Origin of the sequence: Streptomyces sp. NPDC051315 (assembly GCF_044455165.1) — a bacterium.
In the GTDB taxonomy this organism is placed as follows: Bacteria; Actinomycetota; Actinomycetes; order Streptomycetales; family Streptomycetaceae; genus Streptomyces.
In genome coordinates, this window is sequence record NZ_JBITEN010000012.1 from 106,984 (window position 1) to 120,626 (window position 13,643).

11 protein-coding genes are annotated in these 13,643 nt (G+C 70.0%); 4 read left to right on the plus strand and 7 right to left on the minus strand.

The window, feature by feature from the left end:
- Positions 1-39 precede the first annotated feature (39 nt).
- Genes ACIBBD_RS23270 through ACIBBD_RS23280 form a run of 3 tightly spaced genes read right to left on the minus strand, consistent with a single transcriptional unit; the run spans position 40 to position 2,758 of the window.
- Positions 40-801, minus strand: coding sequence for an amino acid ABC transporter ATP-binding protein (locus tag ACIBBD_RS23270; RefSeq protein ID WP_399421404.1), 762 nt, complete (start codon positions 799-801; stop codon positions 40-42).
- Entirely contained in the window at positions 798-1,766 is a 969-nt protein-coding gene (locus ACIBBD_RS23275) for an amino acid ABC transporter permease (protein WP_399421405.1), read from the minus strand. Before ACIBBD_RS23275 ends, ACIBBD_RS23270 begins: the two co-directional genes overlap by 4 nt.
- A 29-nt stretch (positions 1,767-1,795) precedes the next feature.
- Positions 1,796-2,758: an ABC transporter substrate-binding protein gene (locus tag ACIBBD_RS23280; RefSeq protein ID WP_399421406.1), complete on the minus strand. Its 963-nt coding sequence runs from the start codon at positions 2,756-2,758 to the stop codon at positions 1,796-1,798.
- A 616-nt stretch (positions 2,759-3,374) separates the two neighbouring features.
- On the opposite strand from ACIBBD_RS23280, the gene ACIBBD_RS23285 reads away from it, so the two are divergent.
- The 4 genes from ACIBBD_RS23285 to ACIBBD_RS23300 all read left to right on the plus strand — a co-directional run bounded on the left by ACIBBD_RS23285 (position 3,375) and on the right by ACIBBD_RS23300 (position 6,806).
- Positions 3,375-4,607 carry an NADP-dependent malic enzyme gene (locus ACIBBD_RS23285; protein WP_399421407.1) on the plus strand — a complete coding sequence of 411 codons (1,233 nt, stop codon included), beginning with the start codon at positions 3,375-3,377 and terminating at the stop codon, positions 4,605-4,607.
- Between the two features lie 324 nt (positions 4,608-4,931).
- On the plus strand, positions 4,932-5,897 hold the full coding sequence (locus ACIBBD_RS23290; RefSeq protein ID WP_399421408.1) for a zinc-binding dehydrogenase: 966 nt from the start codon (positions 4,932-4,934) through the stop codon (positions 5,895-5,897).
- A 133-nt stretch (positions 5,898-6,030) separates the two neighbouring features.
- On the plus strand, positions 6,031-6,240 hold the full coding sequence (locus tag ACIBBD_RS23295) for a helix-turn-helix domain-containing protein (protein WP_037674056.1): 210 nt from the start codon (positions 6,031-6,033) through the stop codon (positions 6,238-6,240).
- Positions 6,240-6,806 carry a Clp protease N-terminal domain-containing protein gene (locus tag ACIBBD_RS23300; protein ID WP_399421409.1) on the plus strand — a complete coding sequence of 189 codons (567 nt, stop codon included), beginning with the start codon at positions 6,240-6,242 and terminating at the stop codon, positions 6,804-6,806. The genes ACIBBD_RS23295 and ACIBBD_RS23300 overlap by 1 nt, the downstream gene beginning before the upstream one ends.
- 60 nt (positions 6,807-6,866) lie before the next feature.
- Here ACIBBD_RS23300 and ACIBBD_RS23305 read toward each other — a convergent pair whose 3' ends face one another.
- From ACIBBD_RS23305 to ACIBBD_RS23320, 4 genes are all read right to left on the minus strand, one after another.
- On the minus strand, positions 6,867-7,934 hold the full coding sequence (locus tag ACIBBD_RS23305; protein WP_399421410.1) for a helix-turn-helix transcriptional regulator: 1,068 nt from the start codon (positions 7,932-7,934) through the stop codon (positions 6,867-6,869).
- 1 nt (position 7,935) lies between these two features.
- The gene (locus ACIBBD_RS23310; protein WP_399421411.1) at positions 7,936-8,883 is read right to left on the minus strand and encodes a DUF4097 family beta strand repeat-containing protein; all 948 of its coding nucleotides are present in this window, start codon (positions 8,881-8,883) and stop codon (positions 7,936-7,938) included.
- 475 nt (positions 8,884-9,358) lie between these two features.
- Complete coding sequence (locus ACIBBD_RS23315; protein ID WP_023586593.1) at positions 9,359-9,538, minus strand: DUF6104 family protein; 180 nt, start codon at positions 9,536-9,538, stop codon at positions 9,359-9,361.
- A gap of 81 nt (positions 9,539-9,619) precedes the next feature.
- A complete protein-coding gene (locus ACIBBD_RS23320; protein ID WP_399421412.1) occupies positions 9,620-13,414 on the minus strand; it encodes a multifunctional oxoglutarate decarboxylase/oxoglutarate dehydrogenase thiamine pyrophosphate-binding subunit/dihydrolipoyllysine-residue succinyltransferase subunit in 3,795 nt (1,264 codons plus the stop codon).
- Positions 13,415-13,643 lie beyond the last annotated feature (229 nt).

The window sequence follows — 13,643 nt, forward strand, 5'->3', positions numbered from 1 at the left end:
GCGGTACGGGATCCCGTACCGCCCCTCACCCGTGTGCGGCTACAGCACCTTGGACAGGAACGCCTGCGTCCGCTCGTGCTGCGGGTCGGTCAGGACGTCGCGCGGGTTGCCGGACTCGACGACCACGCCACCGTCCATGAAGACCAGGCTGTCGCCGACCTCGCGGGCGAAGCCCATCTCGTGGGTGACGACGACCATCGTCATGCCGGACTCGGCCAGGTCGCGCATGACGTCGAGGACGTCACCGACCAGCTCCGGGTCCAGGGCCGAGGTCGGCTCGTCGAACAGCATCAGCTTGGGCTCCATGGCCAGCGCCCGGGCGATCGCGACGCGCTGCTGCTGGCCGCCGGAGAGCTGCGAGGGGTAGTTCCCGGCCTTGTCGGCCAGGCCCACCCGCTCCAGGAGCTGCATGGCGCGCTCCTTGGCCTGGGCCCTGTTGGCGCCCTTGACCTGCACCGGCGCCTCGATGATGTTCTCCACCGCCGTCATGTGCGGGAAGAGGTTGAACCGCTGGAACACCATGCCGATGTCCCGGCGCTTCAACGCGACCTCGCTGTCCTTGAGCTCGTACAGCTTGTCGCCCTTCTGGCGGTAGCCGACCAGCTCCCCGTCCACGTACAGGCGGCCGGAGTTGATCTTCTCCAGGTGGTTGATGCACCGAAGGAAGGTCGACTTGCCGGAGCCGGACGGTCCGATGAGGCAGAACACCTCACCGGAGTTCACCTCCAGGTCGATGCCCTTGAGGACCTCGACCGCGCCGAAGGACTTGTGGACGCCCTCGGCCTTCACCATCGCGGTCACGGCCTGCCCCTCTCACTGCCCAGCGAAAGCATGTTCGCCTTGATCTTCTGGAAGACGGTCGGCGGCAGGCTCCGGCTGGAGCCACGCGCGTAGTACCGCTCCAGGTAGTACTGGAAGACGCTGAACACGCTGGTCATCACCAGGTACCAGATCGAGGCGACGAAGAGCATCTCCATCACGGCGTACGAGGTGGAACCGATCACCGAGGTGGAGCGCAGCAGCTCGTTGTACGTCACCGCGTACACCAGCGACGAGGTCTTCAGCATGTTGATGAACTCGTTGCCGGTGGGCGGCACGATCACCCGCATCGCCTGCGGGATGACGATGCGGCGCAGCGTCTTGGAGTGGCTCATGCCCAGGGCGTGGGCCGCCTCCGTCTGCCCCTCGTCCACGGCCAGCAGGCCGGCCCGGCAGATCTCGGCCATGTACGCGGCCTCGTTCAGGCCGAGGCCGAGCAGGGCGCACATGAACGGCGTCATCACGTCCGTCATCTCGTCCTTGTAGATCGGACCGAGATTGAGGACGGGGAAGATCAGCGCCAGGTTGAACCACAGCAGCAGCTGCACGTAGACCGGGGTACCGCGGAAGAACCAGATGTACAGCCAGGCCACGCTGCTGGTCACCGGGTTCTTCGACAGCCGCATCACGGCCAGGACGATGCCCAGCACCACGCCGAGCACCATCGCCAGGATGCTGATCAGCAGCGTGCGGCCGGCGCCCGCGATCACGGTGGAGTCGAACAGCTTGTCCGACACCGCCTGCCACTGGATGTCGCCCTGCGCGAACGCGATGACGAGCAGCACGAGGAGCGCGAGGACGACGACGCCGCTGACCCAGCGGCCGTAGTGGCGCACGGGGATGGCCTTGATGGCCTCCGGCGGGCCGGAGAACTCCGAGTCCTTGGCCACCGGCGGCTGGTCCGCGGGTGGCGCGCCGGCGCCGGACTTGTCGAGCTTGTCAGTCATGGGGACTGCCCTTCAGTGGTGCTGGGAGATCACTTGCCGCCGTTGATCTGGGCGGCCTCGATCGCGCCGCTCTGAGCGCCCCACTTCTCCAGCACCTTCTGGTACGAACCGTCCTTGATGATCGCGTCGACGGCCTCCTTGAGGGCGTCCCGCAGCTGGGTGTTCTTCTTGTCGACGGCGATGCCGAAGGGGCCGGCGTCGATCTGCTCACCGACGACCTCGAAGGCGTTGCCACCGTCGGCCTTGCGGGCCAGGTCCACGGCGACCGGGTAGTCGTTGACACCGGCCACGGCGCCACCGGACTTCACGCGGGTCTGGGCCTCGGTGTCGTTCTCGAACGACTCGATCTTGACGGCCTTCTTGCCGGCGTCCGTGCACTTCTTGGACTGGTCCTGCAGCGCCTTCTCGTACGTCGTGCCCCGCTGCACCGCGGCGGTCTGGCCGCAGAGGTCCTCGATGGACTTGACGCCCTTCGGGTTGCCCTTCTTGACGTAGACGGCCGTGCCGGCGGTGAAGTAGTCGACGAAGTCGACGCCCTCGCCGAGCTTCTTGCCGCTGTCGTCCAGACCCTCCTGGCGCTGCTTGTTGTCCGTGATCGACGACATCGCGATGTCGTAGCGGCCGGTGTTGACCGCGGTGATCAGGCCGTCGAAGGAGCCGGAGGTGAACTTGAACTCGACGCCGAGCTTCTTGCCCAGCTCCGCGGCGATGTCGGGGTCGACACCCACGATCTTGCCGTTCTCCACGGACTCCATCGGGGCGTACTCGGCGTTCGTGCCGACCTGGATGACGCCCTTGTCCCGGATCTCCTTCGGCAGCTTGGAGAAGAGCGGAGCGGTGCTGGCCTTGCCCGTCGTCTCGGAGGAGCCGCTGCCGCTGTCGGTCTGGTCACCACAGGCGGTGAGCAGCAGGGCGCCCGCGACCGCGAGGGAACCGACCGCGGCTAGCCGGGTGCGCGCGGCGGTGGTACGGCGGGTGGAGCGTGCGGTCATGGTGAGTGCCTCCGGCGGATGGATGGAGATGCCGATGGGTCGACGAGAACACACACCTTCGGGTGTCGCGACCTCGTGTGATTACGGGCATCTTGCCATTCGGACTGCGCCATTCAGGGGGCCGGTCATGTCAAAATCGGATAACGGGCGACCCCCGAACCGCACAGTCCGGTACATCACGGCCGGACCGGACCGCACCATCTCCTGGAATGCTCCCTTCCGGCCGGAAGATCTTCGGTTCATCTCACGATGTGATCGTCCGGAATCCGGTCCGTACGCCCACTTGGGCTCGTGTCAAGGATGTGGCCGATATTCGTCGGCTTCTCGTCCATGAGTCATGTCACTGGCATATGCCCACGCGATCGGTCGCGTGCGCGGGCTGTGGGAGTCCTGCAAGACGCGGCATGTGACCTTGCACGGAATGGACTCGTCGCCGGTGGCGTCCGTCCGGTAAGAAGGTTCTTTACACCCCTCATCCGGGGCTCAGGGCGCGTGTGCGGCGCGCCCGACGCGCAGTGGTCCGTACGTATCACCACAGGGCTCTGCGCGATGCCCGCCCACTTCTCAACCAGGAGTGGCCACCCTCAAACCATGAACACCTAAGGGGTAAGACACAGTGGCAGCGGAGATCGTCAATCCTCGCAGCGAGAGCGAAACCGACCATACGGGCCAGGAGGGCGGTGCGGAGCCCCTCGACTCGTTCGACCCGGTCTTCGCGTTGCACCGTGGCGGAAAGATGGCCGTGCAGGCCACCGTCCCGGTCCGCGACAAGGACGACCTGTCCCTCGCCTACACGCCCGGCGTCGCGCGCGTGTGCACCGCGATCGCGGAACAGCCGGAGCTGGTGAACGACTACACCTGGAAGTCGAACGTCGTGGCCGTCGTCACCGACGGCACCGCGGTCCTCGGCCTCGGGGACATCGGGCCCGAGGCGTCCCTTCCGGTGATGGAAGGCAAAGCGATCCTCTTCAAGCAGTTCGGCGGCGTCGACGCGGTTCCGATCGCGCTGGCCTGCACGGACGTGGACGAGATCATCGAGACGGTGGTGCGCCTCGCACCCTCGTTCGGCGGCGTGAACCTGGAGGACATCTCGGCGCCCCGGTGCTTCGAGATCGAGCGCCGGCTCCAGGAGCGGCTCGACATCCCGGTCTTCCACGACGACCAGCACGGTACGGCTGTCGTGACGCTGGCGGCGCTGCGGAACGCGGCGCGGCTGAGCGGACGGGCCGTCGGCGACCTGCGGGCCGTCATCTCGGGCGCCGGCGCGGCCGGTGTCGCCATCGCCAAGATGCTGGTCGAGGCCGGCATCGGAGACGTCGCGGTCACCGACCGCAAGGGCATCGTCTCGGCGGACCGCGAGGACCTCACCGACGTCAAGCGCGAGCTGGCCGGGTTCACCAACAAGGCCGGGCTGACCGGGTCGCTGGAGGACGCGCTGTCCGGCGCGGACGTCTTCATCGGCGTCTCCGGCGGTACGGTCCCGGAGGCGGCGGTGGCCTCGATGGCGGAGGGCGCCTTCGTCTTCGCCATGGCCAACCCGAACCCCGAGGTGCACCCCGACGTCGCCCACAAGTACGCGGCGGTCGTCGCGACCGGGCGGTCGGACTTCCCGAACCAGATCAACAACGTGCTGGCGTTCCCGGGGATCTTCGCGGGTGCGCTGCAGGTGCGGGCGTCCCGGATCACCGAGGGCATGAAGATCGCGGCGGCCGAGGCGCTGGCGGGAGTCGTCGGTGACGACCTCGCCGCGGACTACGTCATCCCGTCGCCCTTCGACGAGCGGGTGGCCCCGGCTGTCACGGCGGCTGTCGCCGCGGCGGCTCGGGCCGAAGGGGTCGCTCGTCGCTGACGTGCGTGCCCAGATGAATGGCCCCGCCCGCTCGGGCGGGGCCATTTCCTTGCCCACCCGCCCGCCCGCCCGTTCGGGTGGTCGGCGGGTGGGCGTCGCGGCCGTGGCGGTGCGGTGAGCCCGTCGCCGGCCGGGGGTGCGGCTCCCGGTCGGCGGCGGCGGTACGGGCCGCGGGGCGCTGTCCGACGGGCCGCGTCGCACCGCCGGAGCCCGCTCCCGCCGTCCCGCCGGCCGGGATGGGGAGCGTCCCGGCGTCCGCAAGAGGGCATTGCTCACAGCGCCTTCCGGTTTCGCCCGCTGCTCGTGGAACCTATCGTCGGCTGCATGTTCGCCGTCTACGCCGCTCGAATCGACCGTGATCAGCCGCTGTCCGGACTGGAATTGGGGGAGCGTCCGGCCCCCGAGGCACGGCCCGGCTGGAGTACCGTCACTGTGCGCGCCGCCTCCCTCAACCACCACGACCTGTGGTCCCTGCGGGGCGTGGGCCTCGCGGAGGACAAGCTGCCGATGATCCTCGGCTGCGACGCCGCCGGCGTCGACGAGGACGGCAACGAGGTCGTCCTGCACTCCGTGATCGGCCAGAGCGGGCACGGGGTCGGCCCCCGGGAGCCGCGCTCCATCCTCACCGAGCGCTACCAGGGCACCTTCGCCGAGCAGGTCGCCGTACCGACCTGGAACATCCTGCCCAAGCCCAAGGAGCTCTCCTTCGAGGAGGCCGCCTGTCTCCCCACCGCCTGGCTGACGGCGTACCGCATGCTCTTCACCAACGCCGGGGTGCGACCGGGTGACTCGGTGCTGGTCCAGGGGGCCGGCGGCGGGGTCGCCACGGCCGCCATCGTGCTGGGCAAGGCCGCCGGACTGCGGGTCTTCGCGACCAGCCGGGACGAGGCCAAGCGCAAGCGTGCCCTCGAGCTCGGTGCCGTCGAGGCGGTCGAGCCGGGGGCGCGGCTGCCGCAGCGGGTCGACGCCGTGATCGAGACCGTCGGGGCCGCCACCTGGTCGCACTCCGTGAAGTCCCTGCGGCCCGGCGGCACGCTCGTCATCTCCGGTGCCACGAGCGGCGACCGCCCCTCCCATGCCGAGCTGACCCGCATCTTCTTCCTCGAACTCAAGGTCGTCGGCTCCACGATGGGCACCAGGGACGAGCTGGAGGACCTGCTCTCCTTCTGCGCCGCCACCGGTGTCCGCCCCGTCATCGACGAGGTGCTGCCCCTCGACCGGGCCCGTGAGGGCTTCGAACGGCTCGCGTCGGGTGACCAGTTCGGCAAGATCGTCCTCACGCACTCCTGACGGGCGTCCGGCGCGGTCGTCGTCGCCCCTCTTCCCCTGGGCGGGTCCGGATCCACGGGCCCGCCTTTTGCGTGCCCGTCAGCTCCTGTCAACTCTGGTTGACAGTCGGACGGTGTCAACGTACGTTGACACCATGACCGAAGCAACGGATCTCGCCGAACGCGCCGGCGACCGCGATCCACGGGTCGGACTGCGCGCCGTAGCCGCCCTGCGCCGGCTGCTGGAGCAGTTGGAGGCGGTGCAGGTGCGCAGCGCGCGCCATCAGGGTTGGTCGTGGCAGGAGATCGCCGCGGAACTCGGAGTCAGCAGGCAGGCCGTGCACAAGAAGTACGGGAGGCAGTGATGTTCGAGCGGTTCACGAAGGACGCCCGCACCGTGGTGCGAGGGGCCGTCGAGCGGTGCGAGAGCTCCGGAGCACGGACCGTGGGGCCCGAGCATCTGCTGCTCGCCCTGCTGGACCATGAGGCGAGCCGCGGATCCTTCGCGCTGACCGCCCTCGGACTCGCGGCGGAGCGCAGGGAGTCGGTACGGCGGGAACTGGACGAGGCACGCCGGCGGGCCGGCCTGTCCCGGGCCGACGCCGACGCCCTCGCCGGACTCGGTATCGACGTCTCCGAGATCGTCTCCCGGGTGGAAGAGGTGCACGGTGTCGGGGCGATGGCCGGCGACCGGCGGGGCAAGGGCGGCCGGACGGGCCGTCCCGGCTTCGGGCGGGACGCCAAGGACGTCCTCGAGAAGTCGCTGCGCATCGCCCTGGCCCACCGCGACCGGCACATCGGCGACGAACACATCCTCCTCGCCCTGACCGCCCGCCCCGGTCCGCCCGCCGAGACCCTCGCCGACCACGGCGTCACCCACGCGTCCCTGACCCGGGTGCTGTACGGCGGGGGAGAGGCGCAGGCGGGCTGAGCCGACGGGGCCGCGGGGTCGACGGGGCCGTACGCTGCGGCGGCGTCACTCCCCGACCGCTCACATCTTGGGCGCCCGCAGTATCGCCCCGATGTGCGCCGCCGCCGTCGACAGATGGCGGCGCGCGTCGCGGAGCTGGTCCGCCGTGACCCCGTGGTCGCGGGCCGCGTCGCGGATGTCGTCGCGGAAGCGGTCCAGCAGACGGTCCAGGTCACGGGCCGGGTCGCCGCTGGAGTCCTCGTGGGCCCAGGCCGGCTCGTAGTCGGCGGGGAAGTCCTGCGGGGTCTCGGAGTACACCGGCCCCTTGCCCGCCGCGCCCTCCGTACCGCTGCCGTCGCCGCCGCGTCCGAACCCGAAGTCCTTGCCGAACTCCTTCCCGACGTCCTTGCCGAACTCGCCGAACTCCTTGGCCAGTTCGGTCAGGCCCTCCCGCACGCCCGTGGGCCAGTCGCCACGGGTGAAGTGGTCCTGGACCTTCTCCTGGACGCGGCGCGCTATGCGCTGCACCTCCTCCTGGGCCTGCGCGCGGGCCCGGTCCTGGGCCTCCTTCGCCTGGCGGCGGGCCCGTTGGGCCTCCTCGCGGGCCCTCCGGCTCTCGTCCTTGGCCCGGCGTGCCTGCTCCTTCCACTCCTGCTTGACGCGGCGCATCTCCTCCTTGGCGGCGCGCCACGCCTCCTTGTCGCCGTACTCCCCGTACTCCCCGGCCGGACCGGTGTCACCGAGGCCCGCCTGGGAGCCCTGGCGGGTCTGTGAGGCCGCTGCCCGCATCTCACGGCGCAGGTCGCCCGCGGCGCCGCGCACGTCGGCCCGGATCTCCGCGGCCAGCTCCGCGACGGAATCGCGGATCTCGAGCTCCAGGTCGGCCAGTTCGCCGCTGCGGTCGGCGAGTTCGGCCCGGCCGGCGTCGGTGATGGCGTACACCTTGCGGCCGCCCTCGGTGGTGTGGGTGACCAGACCCTCGGCCTCCAGCTTGGCCAGGCGGGGGTAGACCGTGCCCGCCGACGGCGCGTAGAGCCCCTGGAAGCGTTCTTCCAGGAGGCGGATCACCTCGTAGCCGTGGCGCGGGGCCTCGTCCAGGAGCTTCAGCAGGTAGAGGCGGAGGCGGCCGTGGGCGAAGACGGGGGGCATGTCAGAGCACCTTCTTGTCGGTCGTGCTGTCGGCCGGGCCGTCGGTGGAGGCCGTGTCGGCCGGGCCGGGAGAGAGATTGTCTCCCGTGGCGCCGGGTGAACCGTCGGCCGGAGTCGTCACGTCCGGCTCCCACGGCTCGTCCTCCGTCTGCGGACGCCGCAGCAGGGCGATGGAGCCGGAGACCGTGGTCGCCTTCAGGCTGCCGTTGCCCGCGCCGAGCCGGCCGGTGATGCGCTTGGCGCCCCACTGGCCCCTGACCCGGAGGTCCTCGAAGGCGTTGGAGACGGAGCCGCTCGCGGTGTTGGCCTCCACCCGCGCGTCCGCAGGATGGGGCAACCGGATGGCGATCTCGCCGGAGATACTGGTCAGGCTGATGTCGGTGGGGCGGCTCACCGGGTCGAGGTCGACGATCATCGACCCGCTCACCGAGTCGGCCTTCACGGAGGAGCCCGCCTCGACCACGGTCAGGTCCCCGGAGACCGAGTTGAAGCGCAGGTCGCCGGTGAGGGCCTGGGCCTCCACGCTCCCCGAGACCGTGTCCGCGCGCACCGGGCCCGTGAGCCGGACCAGGGTCGTGTCCCCGGAGACGCCCTTCACCTCGGCGCGCCCGGCGATGCCGGAGACGACCGCCCCGGCGCTCACCGCGCCCACCTCCACACGCGTGTCCGCCGGCACGGCCAGCGATACGACGGCGCTACGGCGCCACCCCTTGCGGTCGAGCCACGTGAGGAAGCCCTTCCAGGGCAGGTCCTCGTACGCCACCGTCAACGTCCCGTCGCGATGGCTCACCACCAGGGGTGGCCCCTCGATGTGGGAGACCTCCAGGCGCGCGGAACCCTCCTCGGTTCCCACGACGTTCACCGTGCCGGCGACGATGCGCACGTGCAGCTCACGCACCGGCTCGTCGAAAGAGAGCTTGCTCGGCTCGGCGACGGACCACTCGGACATGGGCAGACCTCCTCGGTCATACGCCTGGATCTCCGCGACACGCCATATCGCGTCTCACGTAATTCACGATATATCGCGGTCACGGAAAGTCAAGGCACCCGTTCGGGTGATCAAGGCGACGCTCACCTCCGGCGACCAGGGCGCTCGGCCCGGCGATCACGGCGCTCTCACTCCGGCGACCACGGCGCTCTCACTGCGGCGACCAGGGGCGCTCGGCCCGCCGACGACGCCACGCCCCGTCCGGCGATCACGAAAGCCGGTCCGGGGCGACCACGGCCGCTCGCCCCCGGGCAGGGACGGGAACGCCCGTCGACGGCAGACGCTCGCCCCGGCGGTCGGCGGTCGGCGGTCGGCGGTCGGCGGTCAGCCATCAGCCATCAGCGATCGGCGATCCCCGATCCGCGCTCACGGCTCCGCACACGCCGAAGGGCGCCCCGAGGGGCGCCCTTCGCACACAACCGACCGGACCGCGGACCTACTCCTCGTCCTCGTCGTCCAGTCGCGCCAGCCACGTCGCCAGACGCTCCACCGGCACCTCGAAGTCCGGGTTCAGGTCGACGAACGTCCGCAGCTGCTCGGCGAGCCACTCGAAGGTGACCTCCTCCTCGCCGCGCCTCTTCTCCAGCTCTTCGATGCCACGGTCCGTGAAGTACATGGGTCAAGGATAAGTGCGCGCAAACGGCTGGGCCGCACCCCCGGGACAGGGGATGCGGCCCAGCCGTTCGCGCGGGGAACGTCAGGCCTCGAAGACCTCACGCACCAGCTGCTCCTGCTCGGCCTGGTGCCGCTTGGCCGAGCCGACCGCCGGGGACGAGCCGTGCGGCCGCGAGATGCGGCGCAGGCGCTCGCCGTGCGGGACGTCGGCGCCGACGGCCAGGTCCAGGTGGTCGATCAGGTTCAGGGCGATGAACGGCCAGGCACCCTGGTTGGCCGGCTCCTCCTGGGCCCACAGGTACTTCTCGGCGTTCGGGTACTTGGCGATCTCCGCCTGGAGCTCGACACCCGGCAGCGGGTACAGGCGCTCGATGCGGATGATCGCGACGTCCGTCGCACCGCGCTTCTGACGCTCGGCCTCGAGGTCGTAGTAGACCTTGCCGGCGCAGAAGACGACCTTGCGGACCGCGGCCGGGTCGGCCGAGGCGTCGCCGATGACCGGGCGGAACTGGCCCGTGGTGAACTCCTCCGCCTTCGACGCGGCGGCCTTGAGGCGCAGCATCGACTTCGGGGTGAAGACGACCAGCGGCTTGTGGTGCGGGTTGTGCACCTGCCACCGCAGGAGGTGGAAGTAGTTCGAGGGCAGGGTGGGCATGGCCACCGTCATGTTGTTCTGGGCGCAGAGCTGGAGGAAGCGCTCCGGGCGGGCGGACGAGTGGTCCGGGCCCTGGCCCTCGTAGCCGTGCGGCAGGAGGAGCGTGACGCCGGACGTCTGGCCCCACTTCTGCTCCGCCGACGAGATGAACTCGTCCACGACCGTCTGCGCGCCGTTGACGAAGTCGCCGAACTGCGCCTCCCACATCACGAGGGCGTCGGGGCGGGCCAGCGAGTAGCCGTACTCGAAGCCCATCGCCGCGTACTCGGAGAGGAGGGAGTTGTAGACGTTCAGGCGGGCCTGCTCCTCGGACAGGTACAGCAGCGGGGTGAAGTCCTCGCCCGTCTCACGGTCGATGATCACCGCGTGCCGCTGGCCGAAGGTGCCGCGCTGGGAGTCCTGGCCCGCCAGACGGACCGGGACGCCCTCCAGGAGGAGGGAGCCGATCGCGAGGGTCTCGCCCATGCCCCAGTCGATGGTGCCGTCCTCGACCATCGCCGCCCGGCGCTGCAGCTGCGGCAGCAGTCGCGGGTGGACGGTGATGTGGTCGGGGATGTTGACCTGGGACTCGGCGATCCGCTTGACGACCTCCGTGGAGACCGCGGTCGGGACCGCGACGGGGAAGCCGTCCTGCGGGTCGTAGGAGCTGCCCGGAGCCGGCTGCGCGGTGGCCTCGCGGACCTCCGTGAAGACCTTCTCCAGCTGGCCCTGGTAGTCCTGGAGCGCCTGCTCGGCCTCTTCCAGGGTGATGTCGCCGCGACCGATCAGGGACTCGGTGTACAGCTTGCGCACCGAGCGCTTCTTGTCGATCAGGTCGTACATCAGCGGCTGGGTGAAGGCCGGGTTGTCCGACTCGTTGTGACCGCGGCGGCGGTAGCAGATGAGGTCGATCACCACGTCCTTGTTGAACGCCTGGCGGAACTCGAAGGCCAGACGCGCGACGCGCACGACGGCCTCGGGGTCGTCGCCGTTCACGTGGAAGATCGGGGCCTCGATCATGCGGGCCACGTCCGTCGCGTACATGGAGGAACGCGAGGACTCGGGGGCCGCGGTGAAGCCGACCTGGTTGTTGATGACGATGTGGACCGTGCCGCCGGTGCGGTAGCCGCGCAGCTGCGACATGTTCAGGGTCTCGGCCACGACGCCCTGGCCCGCGAAGGCCGCGTCGCCGTGGATCGCCACCGGCAGGACCGTGAAGTCGGTGCCGCCCTTGTTGATGATGTCCTGCTTGGCGCGCGCGACGCCCTCCAGGACCGGGTCCACGGCCTCCAGGTGCGACGGGTTCGCGACCAGGCTGACCTTGATCTGCTCGCCGTCCAGGCCCGTGAAGGTGCCCTCGGCGCCCAGGTGGTACTTGACGTCGCCGGAGCCGTGCATCGACTTCGGGTCGAGGTTGCCCTCGAACTCGCGGAAGATCTGCGCGTACGACTTGCCGACGATGTTGGCCAGGACGTTCAGGCGGCCGCGGTGGGCCATGCCGATGACGACCTCGTCCAGGCGGGACTCGGCGGCCGAGTCCAGCACCGCGTCGAGCAGCGGGATGACGGACTCGCCGCCCTCCAGGGAGAAGCGCTTCTGGCCGACGTACTTCGTCTGCAGGAAGGTCTCGAAGGCCTCCGCCGCGTTCAGGCGGCGCAGGATGCGCAGCTGCTCCTCGCGCTCCGGCTTGGAGTGCGGGCGCTCGACGCGGTCCTGGATCCACTTGCGCTGCTTGGGGTCCTGGATGTGCATGAACTCGATGCCGGTGGTGCGGCAGTACGAGTCGCGCAGCACGCCGAGGATGTCGCGCAGCTTCATCATCGACTTGCCGGCGAAGCCGCCGACGGCGAACTCGCGCTCCAGGTCCCACAGGGTGAGGCCGTGCTCGACGATGTCGAGGTCGGGGTGCTTGCGCTGGCGGTACTCCAGCGGGTCGGTGTCGGCCATGACGTGGCCGCGGACCCGGTAGGAGTGGATCAGCTCGAAGACGCGGGCGGCCTTGGTGACGTCGTCGTCGTGGCTGGCGTCGATGTCCTTGAGCCAGCGGACCGGCTCGTAGGGGATGCGCAGGGCCTCGAAGATGTCGTCGTAGAAGCCGTTCTCGCCGAGGAGCAGGTTGGCGACGGCGCGCAGGAACTCGCCGGAGGCGGCGCCCTGGATGACCCGGTGGTCGTAGGTCGACGTGAGCGTCATGACCTTCGAGATGCCGAGCTTGTTCAGGGTGTCCTGGGAGGTGCCCTGGAACTCCGCCGGGTAGTCCATGGAGCCGACGCCCATGATCACCGACTGGCCGGGCATCAGGCGCGGGACCGAGTGGACGGTGCCGAGGCCGCCGGGATTGGTCAGGGAGACCGTGACGCCGGTGAAGTCGTCCATCGTCAGCTTGTTGTCGCGGGCGCGACGGACGATGTCCTCGTAGGCCTGCCAGAACTCGAAGAAGTTCAGCGTCTCGGCCTTCTTGATGGCGGCCACGACGAGCTGGCGGTCGCCGTTGGGCTTCACCAGGTCGATGGCCAGGCCGAGGTTGACGTGCGGCGGCTTGACGAGGGTCGGCTTGCCGTCCTTCTCGCCGAACGACCAGTTCATCGACGGCATGGCCTTGATGGCCTGCACCATCGCGAAGCCGATCAGGTGCGTGAAGGAGATCTTCCCGCCCCGGGCGCGCTTCAGGTGGTTGTTGATGACGATGCGGTTGTCGAACAGCAGCTTCACCGGGACCGCGCGGACCGACGTGGCGGTCGGCAGCTCCAGGGACGCGTTCATGTTCTTGGCGACCGCGGCGGACGGACCGCGCAGCGTCACGAACTCCGGGCCCTCGGGGGACCCGGTGGCGGGCTCCGCCTTCGCCGCCGGGGCGGGCTTGGCGGGAGCCGGAGCGGCGGCCGCGGGCTTCGGGGCGGCGGCCGGGGCCGGCGCGGGAGCCTGGGCGGCGGGAGCGGCCTGGGCCGGAGCGGCCGGAGCGGCCGGAGCAGCCGGGGCGGCGGCGGGCGCCGCGGGCGTGGTGGTGGTCCCTGCGGCCCCCGCGGCCGCAGTACCCGCCGGAGCCGGAGCGCTGGCGGCCCCCGGCTTGTAGTCGGCGAAGAAGTCCCACCAGGCACGGTCTACCGAATTCGGGTCCTGGAGGTACTGCTGATAGATCTCGTCGACGAGCCACTCGTTCGGACCGAACGCGGCAGCGGGGTTCTTGCCCGCTTGGTCGTCGGTCGAGATGCTCGATGCGTTACTGGGGGACTGTGGCGACACGGCGGCAACCGCCCTCTTCCGCTTCACAAGGTGATGGACAGCGGGAATAAAGGCTACGCCTCCCGCAGGGTGAAGGTCAGGCCGGGCCGCTGCATCGTCGCGTAAGTCACATCAAAGAGCGTGTTTCGGGGGTGGAAATGGCGGGAAACAAGCGCGGTTGCCCTCGGAAACGGGTGCGTTGACGCAGGTCGCGCACGCTGAGCGTGCGGACCCCGGCCGACCTGCGTCG

Coding starts and splice junctions, on each gene's coding strand:
- ACIBBD_RS23275 (WP_399421405.1), bottom strand. CDS start 1,766: ATGACTGACAAGCTCGACAAGTCCGGCGCCGGCGCGCCACCCGCGGAC.
- ACIBBD_RS23300 (WP_399421409.1), top strand. CDS start 6,240: ATGTTCGAGCGGTTCACGAAGGACGCCCGCACCGTGGTGCGAGGGGCC.
- ACIBBD_RS23290 (WP_399421408.1), top strand. CDS start 4,932: ATGTTCGCCGTCTACGCCGCTCGAATCGACCGTGATCAGCCGCTGTCC.
- ACIBBD_RS23315 (WP_023586593.1), bottom strand. CDS start 9,538: ATGTACTTCACGGACCGTGGCATCGAAGAGCTGGAGAAGAGGCGCGGC.
- ACIBBD_RS23280 (WP_399421406.1), bottom strand. CDS start 2,758: ATGACCGCACGCTCCACCCGCCGTACCACCGCCGCGCGCACCCGGCTA.
- ACIBBD_RS23295 (WP_037674056.1), top strand. CDS start 6,031: ATGACCGAAGCAACGGATCTCGCCGAACGCGCCGGCGACCGCGATCCA.
- ACIBBD_RS23305 (WP_399421410.1), bottom strand. CDS start 7,934: ATGCCCCCCGTCTTCGCCCACGGCCGCCTCCGCCTCTACCTGCTGAAG.
- ACIBBD_RS23310 (WP_399421411.1), bottom strand. CDS start 8,883: ATGTCCGAGTGGTCCGTCGCCGAGCCGAGCAAGCTCTCTTTCGACGAG.